Source organism: Vreelandella sulfidaeris (assembly GCF_042429665.1).
In the GTDB taxonomy this organism is placed as follows: Bacteria; Pseudomonadota; Gammaproteobacteria; order Pseudomonadales; family Halomonadaceae; genus Vreelandella.
Map to the genome: position 1 here is coordinate 561,391 of NZ_JBHMAC010000010.1, position 14,546 is coordinate 575,936.

Below are 14,546 nucleotides of genomic sequence, written 5' to 3' on the forward strand. Positions count from 1 at the left end.
AAACACCGCCCAATGTCGGCGGTGTTTTGTAGGTTTAAAAGCCATGATAGTGGATCGTTAGTCGTCGCTATCCTGCTGATAAGTCGCCACACTAACCGGTCCTGTTTCACCGCTTTCCAGGGTGGCCAAGATAGGCGCTGCCTGATTTTGGAAAGCAATCAACGTATCGCCGCTCAAGCTGGTGTTTTCGGGCAACGGCACCTTCATTGCGTTCACCGGGGAGTTGTTAACGATGACCTCGTAGTGCAGGTGAGGACCTGTGCTGCGTCCTGTATTGCCTGAGAGCGCAATACGTTCACCCATCGTTACCCGGTCGCCCTGTTTAACCAGCGGACGGGAAAGGTGCAGATAGCGGGTCCGATAGCCGTTGTCGTGGCGAACAATAATATAGTTGCCTGCGGCATAGTGGTGAGTGACGCGCTCAACAACACCGTTGGCAGGTGCCACTACCGCCGTACCAATCGGCATGGCAAAGTCGGTGCCGTTATGGGGGCTGATACGTCCAGTAACCGGGTGCTTACGGCGCGGGTTGTAGCCAGAACTTAAGCGGTAGCTGCCCTCAAACGGATAGCGAGCAAACGCCGGGTCCAGGCTTCCGCCTTCGGGGGTATAGAAACGCTCGTCGGTAGCATTGCGCACGACGGTGAGGTCCATGCGCTCGCCTTCGTACCGAACCGCCAATACGCGAGAATCCAGCGTTTCACCGTCGATCATGTCTGATTCCACCAGTACCTGAAAGCGGTCTCCGCGGCGGCTATCACGACGAAAATCAAGTTTCTTTTCAAGCAGTTTGGTGAGTTCCGTGACCGATCCACTGTTTAAGCCCGTCGCCTGTGCAGAGCGTGCAAAACTACCGCTGACGCTACCCGCATAAAGACGCTGGACAGGCTCACCCTGGCGTTCAATGGTGGTGATAGCGAAATGGTCTGAATCACGCTCCAGTAAAATGCCATCGCGGGTGTTTTTCATCATCCGTAGCGACAGCAAGCGACCCGCTTCATCCAATTGGTATTCGAAACTATGCCCAGCGCGCCAGTTGGTCAGCATGCGTTGATCGGGTAAGTCCTCCAGCAGGGCCATTACTTCGCTGTAACCAAGACCTAGTTCGTTTTGCGCCAGTACCGCAAACGTTTCGCCCGATTCGACAATATGGGTTTCCCAACTGGGCACAAACGGCTCTTCCGCCGCCAACTCTATTTCTAAAAACGAGATGTCATCAAATAGCTCGGTACCGTAATCTTCATAAGAAGTGGCATCGGCAATATGAGGTGAGGAAGCGTCGTTGAAATCCAGCATGCCGCTGGTGATAGTGCCCAGCACAATTGCCATGTGCAGCGCGCCGTCGTCTATCAGGCTGCCGCCCAGTGCCTCTACATCAAAGGCGGAATCATCGATGGATGCCACATCAGGCAGCGTCACAGTTTGATCTGATGCAGGTTGGCCTGTCATGTCAGCTTCAGCCGTCGCAATGACGTTGACATCAAGATCAATGATTTCTGTTGCGGTAAGTTCACTAAGAGGAATGTTTTCGCGGGTGGCGTCGATGGCGCGAGAGGCGCGGTCGATCGCTTCTGCCACCGGGGTGCGTTCTTGACGCAGAGACGGAACACCCGGAGTAGAATCGCTAGGAAGCGGAACCAGCACGCTTTCTAGCGGTGTATAGGGTTGATTTAAATCTTGGTATGTCGTCAATAACTTCTGTGTGCCTAGCACAGTGACCATGGTGGCCACGGGTAACAACAATAATTTATGCGTGCGAGGCAGCGAATGGAGGATTCGCAACATGGGTAAATAGACCGCCGAGTTCGTGATTAAAAATAACTATAGATAGTATAAACCCGGAAACCATACCCCATGACGTACGGGGTGCATAGACTGTATATCCATACACAAAACGTAATTAAAGACAAAAAAGCAGTTAATAAGCAGTAAACTTAATTTTTAAACACTGTTTGCTAACAAATGTAACTGATTAAGCAGGCTAATTAAATAGTTAGTTGGATCATATACTAAAATTTAATTTATGAAACTGCTTATACAACTAATGTCGAATATTTAGCCGCTAATTTCCTGCAGATAGTGCCTTTTATGAGCAGCTACCCGCTTTTATTTGTCGCTTTTAAACGACATGGGCGGAAGTGTGGCTCATTTCCTGGCATTCTAGCCATGTTTTTTCGAACATTAAGCGCATAATCCGCTGTATTGCGTTGAGGAAATCGAAATGTCCCGGGTAACACTTTCACAATGGCAAATGTTGGCCGCCGTGGTTGACCATGGTGGTTTTGCTCGTGCGGCAGAGGCCGTCCATAAAAGCCCCTCCACGCTGAATCATGCAGTCCATAAATTAGAAGAGCAGTTAGGGGTGCAGGTACTAGAGCCAGTGGGGCGGCAAGTGCGGTTAACCGAAGCCGGTGAGCTGCTGCTTCGTCGTGCGCGCCAATTAATTGAGAGCGCTGCGTCACTTGAAGACGTCGCCACTCGGTTAGCCGAGGGGTTAGAAGCCGAGGTGGTGGTGGCCATCGACCAGATTTTTCCTGCTGCCGCCCAAGCCAAAGCGTTAGAACGTTTCTCAGAAGCGTACCCTCAGGTTCGCGTCCAGTTGCATGAAAGCGTTTTGAATGGCGGTATTGAAATGCTCTACGACGGCCGTGCCGATCTAGTCGTTTCAGGCATTGAGGCGCAGGGCTTTTTGGGAGAACCGTTAGTGTCGGTTCGCTTTGTCGCAGTGGCGCATCCGCAGCATCCTCTTCATCAGCTCGGTCGGTCATTAGATCTTCGCGATCTGGCTCAGTACAGGCAATTAGTGGTGCGAGACTCGGCGTTGCGACAAGCGACAAACTCTGGATGGTTGAAAGCCGAGCAGCGCTGGACGGTAGCCCACTTGAATACGTCGCTTGATATGCTGCGTCGAGGCTTAGGTTTTGCCTGGATGCCGGAAACCCGTATTGGCGAAGAGTTAAAAAATGGCCAATTAAAGCCGCTGCCGCTAACTGCTGGAGGTATCCGTGAGGTGCCGGTGCAAATGATCTTTCGTGATCGGGACCGTGCTGGGCCAGCGGCGCATGCGATTGCCGACGCGCTAAAACAAGCGGTGATTAGTGAATGCTCACTGCATGATTCGATTCACTCGAACGAATAACCGTAAAACATCCGCTTGAGCCTCCTTTAACTGGGCGTATGCTGAAAAGATCAGCTAACAATTTCAAATCAACGTTCAGGAGATGTCTCGATGGGACTGCTTGTAAATGGAGAGTGGAAAGATCAGTGGTACGACACTAAAAAGCATGGCGGGGAATTCGTCCGTGAGTCAGCGCAATTACGCGATTGGGTGGGCGATAACCCTGCAGCAGAGGGCACCTGTTACCCTGCCGAGAAAGAGCGCTATCACTTATACGTTTCACTCGCTTGTCCTTGGGCTCACCGCGCTCTGATTATGCGCAAGCTGAAGGGGCTGGAACCGCTTATCGGCACCTCCCATGTGAGTCCGTTAATGCTGGGGCAGGGATGGACCTATCGGCAGGACGAAGGGGCTAGCGGTGATCCCATTAATGGCGTCGACTTTCATCACCAGCTCTATACGATGACTGACCCTCACTATACCGGACGTGTCACCGTGCCGGTGCTGTGGGACAAGCAGCGGAATGCCATCATTAATAATGAATCTGCTGACCTCCTGCGAATATTTAACCATGCGTTTGATGACCTTACCGGCAACGATTTGGATTTTTATCCCGACGATCTGCATGATGTGATCGATGATGTTAACGCCGACGTTTACGATCATATTAATAACGGCGTCTATAAAACGGGATTTGCGACGGAACAGGACGTATACGAGAAACACGTAAAGGCGCTTTTCGAAGCACTAGATCGAATGGAGGCGCGCTTAAGCGAACAGCGCTATCTGGCAGGAGAGTGGTTAACCGAAGCGGATATTCGCCTGTTTACCACCCTGATTAGGTTTGATGCGGTTTATTATGGTCATTTTAAATGCAATTTGAAGCGCATTGACGACTATCCTAATCTTTCCAACTATCTCAGAGAGCTCTACCAGTGGCCGGGAGTCGCCGATACGGTCAATATGGATCATATTAAACGCCACTACTATTATAGCCACGATACCATTAACCCGACGCGTATTGTGCCAGCGGGGCCGCTGCTTGATTTTCAACGTCCCCACGACCGGGAGCGTTTACCGGGGAAAGGAATTCGTCGCCATTGATGCGGCGTTTGACCACTCGCTAAACGCAAAGGGCCGCCCCTATGGGCGGCCCTTTTGCTAACGTGACGCTACTGCTAAATGGCGTTGACCATTATTGACTATTATCGTCAATATCTAATGCTTCGCGGGTACTCTGCCAAGCGCTTACGGCGCCTTCTTGGGTTGACTGCCAAGCATCACGAGCATTCATTTTGGTTTGTTCCCACCACTCGTTATTGTAAGCAGGGAAGGCTTCTACTTCTTCCTGGCTGGCTTCGACCATGATGCGGTGCTCTGTGTCTCCATCGGCTTCCGTCTCGGTTTCGAGAGTGAAGTAGTCCGTATCAACAACAATTTCACGACCGCCTAAGCCCAATACTGAGCCACTTTCGATAACAATGGCGGTAATACGCATCTCTTCATCGAACAGAATGTCATCAACATCACCAATCTCTTCGCCGGAACCACCAGCAAAATAGACTTCTGCATCAAGGATGTCGTCGGCAGAATACATGCCCTGGGGCTCGTTTTGAGCATGAGCGCCCATCGCAAAGGTACCCAGTAGCGTGGCGCTGATTGCGGTAGTGAGGATTGTCTTACGCATAGCATCTCTCCTTGTCGCTACGAAAGAAGGATGGCCGTTGGTGTTTCGAGTAGCTCTACCAGTAATGATACAAGTAGCGATACGATCACTTTTTAGCGGCCAACTTATAATAGGAATAAACGTAGCGGATACTGCTGTTACAGCTACCGATCATCTATAGCAGATCATCTGTAGCTATGAAATGAGTCTTATAAGCAGCTTACTGCTTGTCAGCCCAGTCGTCGGCTTGCCGCTCGGCTTCTTCGCGTTCAAGCCCATATCGTTGCTGCAGCTTACCAACCAGTTGATCTTTCTTGCCGCCGATTTCATCCAGTTCATCGTCGGTAAGATCGCCCCAGCTTGAGCGGGCCTTGCCTCTCATCTCTTTCCATTTGCCTTCAATTTGATCCCAGTTCATAGCATCGCTCCTTGAGAATAGTGAACTTGATTAGGCATTACTTAGGTTAGACCAAATATGCATGAGTGCAAGTCGTTGATCCAGTATGGTGCAAGTTAAAATTACTGGTAAGACGCTAAATGCAGTGTTAGGATGCGCCCTCCTCGCATGTGTTGACCCCTCCATCACGACGATAAGCGTTTAGCGTTATAGTTATTAATAGGTAGTTGTTAATAGTTATTTGCCGAATCGCTTGCGGGAACATCTCGCCAGTTGCTAGATGTTCATTGCTGTGAAGATGGCGCGCCTCCAGTATTTCGCCACACGGGTGAAATCGGCGCAGAAGGTCGCCACAGCGGTTGGCCCGCAAATGCGGTGTTTGCCAACCGGATGCTAGGTGCGACCGGCGTCTCCGACTCCATTGATGGCTATGACCGCTACGGCGGTGCCTGTTGTCGATAACGATTTCATTGTTAAACCGTTATGCGATATCAGAGTCAGAGACGCTTCTGATGTTTTTTGCCGGTACTTGCCGGCCTACCAAGGTGTGATTAATGACCTCGACTTCTGTCGCCTCGCCGAGCTTCGGCGATCTGGCTCTATTGCCTGCCGTTCTGTCTGCTGTTGAAGCACAGGGCTATGTAATCCCTTCTCCTATCCAGGCGCAAACCATCCCTGCGTTACTGGAAGGTCGTGATATGTTGGGCCAAGCCCAGACAGGTACGGGTAAAACCGCTGCCTTTGCACTGCCATTACTTTCGCGTCTGGAACTTCAGCGCCGCGAACCCCAGGTGTTGGTCATGGCGCCAACCCGTGAGCTGGCCCAGCAAGTAGCAGCATCGTTTAGTAAATATGGTCAGAATTTAAAAGGACTCGAAGTCGCTACTCTGTGTGGCGGCCAAGAGTACCGTGAGCAGTTGGGCGCCCTTAAGCGTGGCGCGCAAGTAGTTGTCGGCACGCCAGGTCGGATTATCGACCACCTGGACCGCGGCAGCTTGAAGCTTGATGGCTTGTCAGCCCTGGTGCTGGATGAAGCTGATGAAATGCTGCGTATGGGCTTTATCGACGACGTTAAACGCGTGGTTGCCGATACCCCGAAAAATGCTCAGCGCGTCTTCTTCTCGGCCACACTGCCCGCTGAAATTGAGCGCATTGTTAACCGTTATCTGGTTGATCCGGTCAAAGTCGCTATCGAGTCGCGTACCACCACCGGTGAAAACATCGAGCAGCGCATTGTCCGCGTTGATGGTGGCGCCAAGCTTGAAGCACTGGCACGTATTCTGGAAGTTGAGCCAGTAGATGCCGCGATCGTATTCGTGCGCACTCGTGCTGCGTGTACCACATTGGTAGAGCAGTTAACGGCACGTGGCGTCAACGCCGCGGGTCTGTCGGGCGATCTCGACCAAAGCCTGCGTGAGCGTACTATTACGCGTTTGAAGCGTAGCAAGGTCGACGTGTTGATCGCGACCGATGTCGCGGCGCGTGGTCTTGACGTACCGCGTATTACCCACGTCATTAACTACGACCTGCCGCAGGATGCCGAAGCCTACACGCACCGTATCGGCCGTACCGGTCGTGCGGGACGCAGCGGTATTGCGATTACCTTTGCCGGTTTCCGTGAAGGTCGCAAAGTGGGCTGGATGGAGCAGGCAACTGGCCAGAAAATGTCAGAAATGCCACTGCCTGACGAAGCCGCTATCCGCGCTCATCGTGATGAAGTTTTCCATCAGCGCGTTATCGCCTCCTTGACCAAAGGTGCCGAAGAACAGCGTGCGCTGATCGAGCGGTTGATCGAAGAGGGCCACGACCCGATCGATTTGACCTGTGCATTTGCTGCGATGGCCCGGGCTGACGAAGCGCCGATTGGCCGTTTACAAGCTCCGCGTAAAGAGAAGCCTTCACGTGATGGCGCCCCCGGTAAGCCAAGTGCCCGTCGCGAACGGACAAGTGGCCCGACCGAAGGTATGACCCGTTACCGTGTCTCCGTCGGTCATAAAGATGGCGTCAAGCCGGGTCAACTGGTCGGTGCCCTCGCCAATGAAGGCGGTATTGAAGGCGCACGTATCGGTCGTATCGACATTCGTAACGCTTTCTCTGTGGTAGAACTGCCGAGCGGCCTACCATCGACGATTCTGGCTAAAATGGCACGTGCTCGTGTCGCCGGTCGTCCGTTGGAAATCAGCGAAGACAGTGCGCCTGCTGAACGCGCACCACGCCGCCGTCGTGATGAAGGCGATGCGCCGGTTCGTCGTCGCGAACGCGCCTAAGCGATACCAGCGGCCGTCTACCGGCCGCTAAGACGCTCTCAATGCCCCCGTGCCTTTGCTGGTGCGGGGGCATTTTTTTGCTACCTTATTGTTTGCTACCCTATTTTTTTGTTGCCTTGGTAACAGGTAGTGTTCGTTCAAGAGCATTGGTCAATTGACAGGGAGGTGAAATGACCACAACGCTACATGAGTGGGATTTAGCGCCGAAAGACGCAAGGGCGCTACAATCGCAGTTAGCAAAAAAACTTGAGAGTTCGGACCGCATGGCGCCTGTCTCGCATATTGCCGGCGTCGATATTGGCTTTGAAGATAGGGGTAATACCACACGGGCCGCGGTGGTGGTGCTGAAATGGGACGCTTCCAGCGCACCTGATCTAAGCGTAGTGGAGCAGGTAGTTCACCGTGAGCCCACTCGCATGCCTTATATTCCTGGTCTGCTCTCGTTTCGTGAAATACCTGCCGCGCTAGGTGCCTTCGAAAAACTGACGGTTAAGCCCGAGCTGGTCATGGTCGATGGTCAGGGAATTGCCCATCCACGCCGGCTAGGCGTGGCGGCGCACCTGGGCTTGTGGCTGGATTTACCGACCATTGGCGTTGCCAAGTCGCGCTTATACGGCAGATATAGCGAAGTGGGCGAGCAGCGCGGCGACTGGACGCCGCTTTATGCAGGCAAGGAGACGATTGGTGCCGTTTTACGTTCCCGCGCTAAGGTTAAGCCGGTGTTTATCTCACCAGGACACCGTATTACGCTGGAAACGTCACTTGCCTGGGTGATGAGCTGCTTAGGGCGTACCAAGCTGCCTGAACCCACCCGGTTGGCGGATAGGCTGGCTTCACGACGCGATGAGCGAAAGTAGCTTACTGTGCTACTGCTAACGTGAGTGCTAAGGCTATACAAACTCCAAAAAACGCCGCAACAGACTGGAGGCTGCGTGGCACTCTTCGACGCTTTCCAGTAGAGCGTCTGGTGCAGTGCCCTGGTCGAGCAGTGTATCCCGCTGACGCTCGAGATAGGCTCGCATGACGGGGGCCGTGAACTCAGGGTGAAACTGAACGCTCCACTGCTTGGCTCCGTAGCGCAATGCTTGATGGGCGTCGTGCTTATTGTGCGCCAATACGGTGCTTCCTGGTGGTGCCTGCATTACCGATTGCGCGTGGGTTAACTGCGCCGCAAAACGTTCTGGTAATTGACTAAACAATGGATCTTCTCGCCCTGCACCGGTAAGGCGCACGGTGTGCGTGCCGGTTTCGCGGCCTGCCGGATGGTAATCGCTTATGCCGCCGAACGCGGCCGCCATCAATTGGTGGCCATAACATACTCCAAGCATTGGCGTGCCGTTTGCGAGCGCCTCTTGCAACCAAGGCTTTAGCGCTTCACTCCAAGGCTCGGCGTCGCTAACCATGCTGTGCGAGCCGGTAATAATAATACCTGCCAGTGTATTAACAGCAGGCGCTGCTGAGCCCTGTCGGGCGTCCCATACCTTTAGCTCTCTATGCGCAGGCAACGCCGTGCTAAGCTGCTGCATAAATAGCGTTTCAAAATCACCGTGCTGGTCAACTACTTCCGGAAAAGCGTCGCCGGTTTTAACGATCAATACACAGGTCATATCATTCCCTTCGCGAGATGAAGCGCAAACATTGAACGCGTCTTGCAGGGTGTGCCTGCAACATGGTGTGTCTGGAGCATGGTGTGTCTGGAACATGGTGTATCTGCAAGAAGAGCAAAATAGCCTACCATGGGTGCTTTCTTGCGAGCATTTGAAAGCAGCGCTTGATCAGCGTTACCGTCAATGTTTAACCACATGTCGATGCTTAACAACGTGTCGATGCTGAATAACATTAGGAGTATGCCATGCAACAAGTTACCCGCGCAGGCGAACCGGTGGATGTCGCTGGGTCCATTCCTCAAGTAGGTCAGTCAGCCCCTAGCTTGACGCTGACCAATACCGATATGCTGGATGTAACGCTTGATACCTATGCCGGTCAGCGTAAGGTGCTCAATATTATTCCCAGCGTGGAAACGCCCACCTGTGCGATGTCGACGCGCCAATTTAACGAATTGGCGTCGACGCTGTCGGATACGGTGGTATTGGTAGTGTCTGCCGACTTGCCGTTTGCCGCCAAGCGCTTTTGTGGCGCGGAAGGGTTGGATAATGTTGAAACACTATCGACCTTCCGTCATCCCGAGTTCCGTGAAGCCTGGGGAGTGGCGTTGTGCAATAACCCCATGGAAGGGTTATGTGCACGGGCAGTCGTGGTATTGGATGCCGATAACCGCGTGATTCATAGTGAGCTGGTCAGCGAATTAAAAAATGAACCCGACTACGATGCCGCCTTGGCGGTGCTAAAATAGCGTCTTGTTAGCCGACTCGTTTAGCATGACGTTTTGATGCCGTCACCAGCGCACGAATCAAACGCTGCTGGGGGCGGTTAAACACCAGCCATTCCGGGTGCCATTGTACGCCAATCAAGAAATCGTGTTGGCGAGACTCAATACCCTGCACTAATCCATCCCGATCCCGGGCGACGATTTCAATATCCCGCCCGGTTTTGTAAACAGCCTGATGATGCAAGCTGTTAACGCGACACCACGTTACCCCGAGTAAACGATGTAGCTTGCTGGCGCCGACAATATCAACTGTTTTGCGGGGTAGCACTGTACGTCGTCGCTTGAGTCCTTCATGCGTCGTATAGATGTCGGGATCAAGTGTGCCGCCTAAGTGCACATTGATTAATTGTGCGCCCCGGCAAATGCCTAATACGGGGGTATGTTGCGGAATAAAACGCTCCAGCAGCGCTAGCTCGAGCTCATCCCGAGCGGGATCTAGACGCACGTCTAACTGTACTTCGCCACCGTAAAGGTGGGCTTGTATATCATCGCCGCCGCCAATGATTAACCCGTCCAGATGACCGGGCTGTGGGCGAGAAGGCGACAAACGCACCGGTTTACCACCATGTCTCCAGACGGCAAACCAATCAAAACACCACGCTAAGTGGCTTTTCTGATCAGACGTGGTAATTCCGATAAGCGGGCGAGACATGCAGGCAGTTACTCACTGTTAAAAAAATGAACGACAAACGCTAGTGCTGACGACTTAGCCAGTGGCCTAGTTTCTTGGTAGACCGGGTTAGTTTCTCTTTTATCCGTGTCACCATTGGGCGACTATGGTCAGCAATGTACTCATCACAACGGGCCTGCAACTTCTCACGATCGGCAGCCAGTTTTTCCACTTCCACCCAGCGGTTCCACTCTATTGTCGAACCCCACCCCGGTTGTGAAAGTTGGGCATTGGGCAAGCGGTAGTGAAAGGTTGGCCGTGGTTTGGTGAGTTGAGCATGCAGCAACTCATGGCCATGGTTAGGGCGTAAATAGGCAAATAGCGGCAGCATATCCAGCTCGCGATTACGGGTAGGATTGTAGTGCAGGTAATCGTCGATCAAGGTGTCCAAATCGGGAGAATAGCGGGTGTCGAGCACTTTAAGCGCATAAGCTTTATGAAACGGGTTCGCGTGAGGTAGCATTTCACGCGTAATATCGACCTTGATTTCGTCACGCAGCCAACTGGCGAGCAGTAAATAGGCGCGCAGCATGGCGAGTATATAGTCGGCCTCAAAGCGTTCTACTTCGGGGTTGAGGTGTAACCCAAAGCCATACATCAAACTGGCATCGGTTCCCTTGGCGCCATGTTCGCGCAGTGCTTCGAATAGAGTGTCCAGCGCTTCCAGCTCATTCCATGGAACCGGCGGACAAACGATTTCGGTAGGCACCAGGCCAGTGACCATATCGCCAATGAGTTCGCGTGTTTTTTGATGAAATTCGAGCCGCTTCTGGTGTTGGTGACGTGACCATTCGCTGTCTTGACCCACCGGCTCTTCAAGCAGCGCTTTGTCGGGGTGTGCATACTGAGTATCAAGCTCAATGCCAAATACTCCCCAGCGGGTATTTTCTACCAGTAGCCGGTGAGGGCTTACCACGTTAAGCTCCCCGCCAAACAGCTCACGCACAATCAGCGCAGTATCGCGGGGCGGCAGGCCAGCAAATTCAATTTCGACGCCGACTTGCCGAATGTTCCCACGACTGTTTTCGCGGTTCGGTGGAGCTTGTAGCGTCATCTCGGCATCCTGGAGGTGAACGTTTGAGTGTTCAGCCTATCATAATCAGCGCTGAGACTAAGTGTATTCGTCAGGTGAGAAGCAATATGCAGAGCGCCATCTAGACCAAATTTAGGAGTAAGGCGTGCGACAGCACAGGTTAATCAATACGGTAATAGGTGCCGTCCTCTTTGTATTGGCGAGCCTAATACTGCCGAGCATGACGCTCACCCAGGCATACGCACAAACGGTGTCGTTACCCAGCCTGGGCGGAGGCGGTGAGGAAGAAGCTGCCCAGATTAGCGGCGACGAATTTCAGGCGTCGTTGACGGATGTCATCACCATGCTTGAAAACGAGGAGCGCCGTAACGAGCTACTTGCATCGCTGCGTGAGTTGCAGGTGACCGCGGATGCAGCCAGTGAAGATGAAGGCGTGGTGCGCCAAGGGCTGCTGGGGGCTCTTGCTGACACGTTAAGTGATCTTGGGGATCAGGCCCAGGCGGGTGACTCGCCGGTGGACGAGTGGTCTCGACAGCTGGTGCAGGGGATTGAGGATCTGCGCGCCCTAAATGACGATGCTCAGCAGGGAGAGGCCGTTCGTGCCGTGGTCGAGGGGACCATATTAGCGATGATCTGGATCGTGCTGTTGGTGGCAATGATCGCCTTTGGACGCATGGTGGCGACCCAGCGAAATTGGCCGCTTGATCTTCCTCGAGACCCCAAAGCCTGGCTACTCGCTGCGCACTTTTTACGCCGCATGCTGCCTTGGGCGTTGGCATTTGCTATCACCTTGGGAATTGGCCAAGTACTGCCGCCAAGCCCAGGTCGAACCTTGGTGCTGGTGGTGGCTTATATCTGCCTGTGCGGGCGGGCGTTGTCGGTGGTGTTTGAAACCGTCATCGCGTTCTTTAGTCGTGGTCACCGTTTTACCGCTGTGCAACTGCTCCAGCAGCGCGCCCTGCGAGGGTTGTTTGTGATTGGTGCGTTGATCGCTCTCGGCGATGCGGTGAATTCAACTCGTTTAGTCGAGATGTTGGGCAGCGAACTGTCGAGCCTGGTGTCGGTGCTCTCCAATATGCTGGCAGCGGTGCTGGCAGCGCGGTTTATTATTAAATTCAAGCGTCCCGTGCGCCATTTGATTTGCAACCGACCGTTCAAGCAGCGGCGTGATGCAAGCACTGCGGTGGAGATGATCCGTTCACTGGGGGGGCTTTGGCACATCCCGGCGCTGCTGTTGGTGTTTGGTTCGCTGCTAGCGATCTTTATCACCGTTGGGGATGTTGGAACCGCGCTGGCACGTTCGATTATTTCGGCGAGTCTGCTGGTGCTAACGCTGGTAGTGACCGGCCTGCTTCGTCGTCAGGCCGAGCGAATTGGCAAGCGTCGCCATCGCCATCGTTCTAGCCAGTACCGCAAGCGCCTGGAGCGATTTGGTTTTGTGTTGGCCCATATTTGTGCCTGGATGGTATTTGCAGAACTCTCGATGCAGGTATGGGGCAGTTCGTTTTTTGGCCTGGGCCAGCAGGCCGTGGCCAGTGCGCGCATCGGTCAAGCGCTGATGAGCCTGGGCGCCACCGTATTATTGGCGTGGCTGGTGTGGATTTTCGCTGATACCGCTATTCAGCGTGCGTTGATGTCGTCGGCGCGCTCGCGGGGGCGGCGGGTCAATCAGGCCCGGGCACAAACCATTACCCCGATGATTCGCAACGTCATCTTCGTGACCATTTTGATTATTGCCGTTATCGCCGGGTTGGCGAACTTGGGGGTCAACGTGACGCCGCTGCTGGCCGGTGCCGGTGTGATTGGTTTGGCGATCGGTTTTGGTGCCCAGACGCTGGTTCAGGATTTAATCACCGGCATCTTTATTTTGATTGAGGACTCGCTAGCGGTAGATGATTTTGTGCAAATTAATAATCATATGGGCACGGTCGAAGGGCTTACGCTGCGTACGGTACGTTTGCGGGATCTGGATGGCGTGGTACATATCATCACTTTTAGTCGTATTGAGTCGATTCATAACATGTCGCGCCAGTTCGGTATCGCGCTGATGCGGATCCGTATTCCCTACGACATGAAGATCGACGATGCGATTACGCTCATGCAGGAGACCGCCCAGGAACTGCGCCGTGATCCAATGATGCGACATTACATCTGGTCGCCACTGGAAATGCAGGGCGTCCAAGGCTTTGAGGATGGTTGTCCCGTCCTGCGCATGCGCTTTCGCACCGCGCCGGAAATGCAGTGGGATGTATCGCGTGCGTTCAACCTATTGCTCAAACAGCGGATGGAAGAGCAAGAGATTGACCTTGGCGTACCGCGCCTTAGTGTCAGTATGGAGGCGCGCTCCGAGGATCGCATGGAGGGCGAGGCAGGCATGTCATTCTCACTTGAAAATGAGCCGCCAGAGCAGGATCAGGAGGCAGGGCAGGAAGAGGCCGATAACCAACAGGGGAATGAACACCATAAAAAGCCTGCGCCACCTAAGCCCGCCCCGCGGCCTACGAAGGCAGAAATCCGTCGCGATGAGCAGGAGCAAAAACGCGAGGCGATCTCCGAGCGAGCCGCCTCACATCGCCACAAGCCCAAGGCACAAGGCAAGCCCAAGGCCGATACCTATGCCCGCTCCAGCGGCGAAAACGGCGATGAGTAACCAGGGGCCCCGCAACCGTCGCCAGCGGTTATACAGTGACACCGCGTGGCTAACGCGATCAACCAGCTCATCATGGCGCGAAATGGCGTGATCAGGCGGTAAAGAGAAGTCGTTGGCGACATCACCTTGCCAATGTGCACCGTGGCTTAGCCCCAAGCGTGCTCGCAGCCTACCAATATCGCTCACGGTATCATGCAGCGTATCGTAGGCTTCGCGGCGCTCGGCAACGGCAAAAACGGCCTCGGCATCCTGGCGTAGTGCACTATGCTGGCAGTTCGCCACAGCTTGGTTGATATCTTGGTCATTAGCCTCGGGGGAAACCGCGAGGCGCTGGTACAAATCGCGCATAGGGGCAA

14 protein-coding genes are annotated in these 14,546 nt (G+C 53.7%); 7 read left to right on the forward strand and 7 right to left on the reverse strand.

Annotation, left to right across the window (positions count from 1 at the left end):
- Positions 1-57: 57 nt before the first annotated feature.
- Entirely contained in the window at positions 58-1,785 is a 1,728-nt protein-coding gene (locus ACFFLD_RS07490; protein ID WP_386038739.1) for a peptidoglycan DD-metalloendopeptidase family protein, read from the reverse strand.
- A gap of 436 nt (positions 1,786-2,221) precedes the next feature.
- Between ACFFLD_RS07490 and ACFFLD_RS07495 the strand changes: the two genes are divergently transcribed.
- Complete coding sequence (locus tag ACFFLD_RS07495; protein ID WP_386038741.1) at positions 2,222-3,139, forward strand: LysR family transcriptional regulator; 918 nt, start codon at positions 2,222-2,224, stop codon at positions 3,137-3,139.
- Positions 3,140-3,229: 90 nt separating this feature from the next.
- Entirely contained in the window at positions 3,230-4,222 is a 993-nt protein-coding gene (locus tag ACFFLD_RS07500; protein ID WP_386038743.1) for a glutathione S-transferase family protein, read from the forward strand.
- Positions 4,223-4,313: 91 nt separating this feature from the next.
- Here the strand turns inward: ACFFLD_RS07500 and ACFFLD_RS07505 are convergent, their stop codons facing one another.
- On the reverse strand, positions 4,314-4,805 hold the full coding sequence (locus tag ACFFLD_RS07505; protein ID WP_386038745.1) for a PRC-barrel domain-containing protein: 492 nt from the start codon (positions 4,803-4,805) through the stop codon (positions 4,314-4,316).
- A 199-nt stretch (positions 4,806-5,004) separates the two neighbouring features.
- On the reverse strand, positions 5,005-5,202 hold the full coding sequence (locus tag ACFFLD_RS07510) for a CsbD family protein (RefSeq protein WP_386038747.1): 198 nt from the start codon (positions 5,200-5,202) through the stop codon (positions 5,005-5,007).
- Positions 5,203-5,454: 252 nt separating this feature from the next.
- Between ACFFLD_RS07510 and ACFFLD_RS07515 the strand changes: the two genes are divergently transcribed.
- From ACFFLD_RS07515 to nfi, 3 genes are all read left to right on the forward strand, one after another.
- On the forward strand, positions 5,455-5,643 hold the full coding sequence (locus tag ACFFLD_RS07515; protein WP_386038749.1) for a hypothetical protein: 189 nt from the start codon (positions 5,455-5,457) through the stop codon (positions 5,641-5,643).
- 92 nt (positions 5,644-5,735) lie between these two features.
- Positions 5,736-7,448: a DEAD/DEAH box helicase gene (locus ACFFLD_RS07520; protein ID WP_386038751.1), complete on the forward strand. Its 1,713-nt coding sequence runs from the start codon at positions 5,736-5,738 to the stop codon at positions 7,446-7,448.
- 170 nt (positions 7,449-7,618) lie between these two features.
- A complete protein-coding gene (nfi, locus tag ACFFLD_RS07525; RefSeq protein WP_386038753.1) occupies positions 7,619-8,305 on the forward strand; it encodes a deoxyribonuclease V in 687 nt (228 codons plus the stop codon).
- A gap of 33 nt (positions 8,306-8,338) precedes the next feature.
- Here the strand turns inward: nfi and ACFFLD_RS07530 are convergent, their stop codons facing one another.
- On the reverse strand, positions 8,339-9,055 hold the full coding sequence (locus ACFFLD_RS07530; RefSeq protein WP_386038755.1) for a glutamine amidotransferase: 717 nt from the start codon (positions 9,053-9,055) through the stop codon (positions 8,339-8,341).
- A 245-nt stretch (positions 9,056-9,300) separates the two neighbouring features.
- Between ACFFLD_RS07530 and tpx the strand changes: the two genes are divergently transcribed.
- A complete protein-coding gene (gene tpx, locus ACFFLD_RS07535; protein WP_386038757.1) occupies positions 9,301-9,801 on the forward strand; it encodes a thiol peroxidase in 501 nt (166 codons plus the stop codon).
- 7 nt (positions 9,802-9,808) lie between these two features.
- On the opposite strand, the gene ACFFLD_RS07540 is transcribed toward tpx, so the two are convergent.
- Together ACFFLD_RS07540 and ACFFLD_RS07545 are read right to left on the reverse strand one after the other, a co-directional pair.
- Complete coding sequence (locus ACFFLD_RS07540) at positions 9,809-10,489, reverse strand: gamma-glutamyl-gamma-aminobutyrate hydrolase family protein (protein ID WP_386038759.1); 681 nt, start codon at positions 10,487-10,489, stop codon at positions 9,809-9,811.
- A 40-nt stretch (positions 10,490-10,529) separates the two neighbouring features.
- Positions 10,530-11,561, reverse strand: coding sequence for an amidoligase family protein (locus tag ACFFLD_RS07545; RefSeq protein WP_386038761.1), 1,032 nt, complete (start codon positions 11,559-11,561; stop codon positions 10,530-10,532).
- A gap of 124 nt (positions 11,562-11,685) precedes the next feature.
- On the opposite strand from ACFFLD_RS07545, the gene ACFFLD_RS07550 reads away from it, so the two are divergent.
- Positions 11,686-14,190, forward strand: a complete 2,505-nt coding sequence (locus tag ACFFLD_RS07550; protein ID WP_386038763.1) for a mechanosensitive ion channel domain-containing protein — start codon at positions 11,686-11,688, stop codon at positions 14,188-14,190.
- On the opposite strand, the gene ACFFLD_RS07555 is transcribed toward ACFFLD_RS07550, so the two are convergent.
- A complete protein-coding gene (locus ACFFLD_RS07555; RefSeq protein ID WP_386038765.1) occupies positions 14,107-14,538 on the reverse strand; it encodes a hypothetical protein in 432 nt (143 codons plus the stop codon). The two genes, ACFFLD_RS07550 and ACFFLD_RS07555, sit on opposite strands and share 84 nt — an antisense overlap.
- Between the last annotated feature and the right edge of the window lie 8 nt (positions 14,539-14,546).

Excerpts from the sequence above, each read along its gene's own strand:
- ACFFLD_RS07555 (WP_386038765.1), bottom strand. The coding sequence starts at position 14,538 with ATGCGCGATTTGTACCAGCGCCTCGCGGTTTCCCCCGAGGCTAATGAC.
- ACFFLD_RS07490 (WP_386038739.1), bottom strand. The coding sequence starts at position 1,785 with ATGTTGCGAATCCTCCATTCGCTGCCTCGCACGCATAAATTATTGTTG.
- tpx (WP_386038757.1), top strand. The coding sequence starts at position 9,301 with ATGCAACAAGTTACCCGCGCAGGCGAACCGGTGGATGTCGCTGGGTCC.
- ACFFLD_RS07540 (WP_386038759.1), bottom strand. The coding sequence starts at position 10,489 with ATGTCTCGCCCGCTTATCGGAATTACCACGTCTGATCAGAAAAGCCAC.
- ACFFLD_RS07500 (WP_386038743.1), top strand. The coding sequence starts at position 3,230 with ATGGGACTGCTTGTAAATGGAGAGTGGAAAGATCAGTGGTACGACACT.
- ACFFLD_RS07520 (WP_386038751.1), top strand. The coding sequence starts at position 5,736 with ATGACCTCGACTTCTGTCGCCTCGCCGAGCTTCGGCGATCTGGCTCTA.
- ACFFLD_RS07495 (WP_386038741.1), top strand. The coding sequence starts at position 2,222 with ATGTCCCGGGTAACACTTTCACAATGGCAAATGTTGGCCGCCGTGGTT.
- ACFFLD_RS07530 (WP_386038755.1), bottom strand. The coding sequence starts at position 9,055 with ATGACCTGTGTATTGATCGTTAAAACCGGCGACGCTTTTCCGGAAGTA.
- ACFFLD_RS07510 (WP_386038747.1), bottom strand. The coding sequence starts at position 5,202 with ATGAACTGGGATCAAATTGAAGGCAAATGGAAAGAGATGAGAGGCAAG.
- ACFFLD_RS07505 (WP_386038745.1), bottom strand. The coding sequence starts at position 4,805 with ATGCGTAAGACAATCCTCACTACCGCAATCAGCGCCACGCTACTGGGT.
- ACFFLD_RS07545 (WP_386038761.1), bottom strand. The coding sequence starts at position 11,561 with ATGACGCTACAAGCTCCACCGAACCGCGAAAACAGTCGTGGGAACATT.
- nfi (WP_386038753.1), top strand. The coding sequence starts at position 7,619 with ATGACCACAACGCTACATGAGTGGGATTTAGCGCCGAAAGACGCAAGG.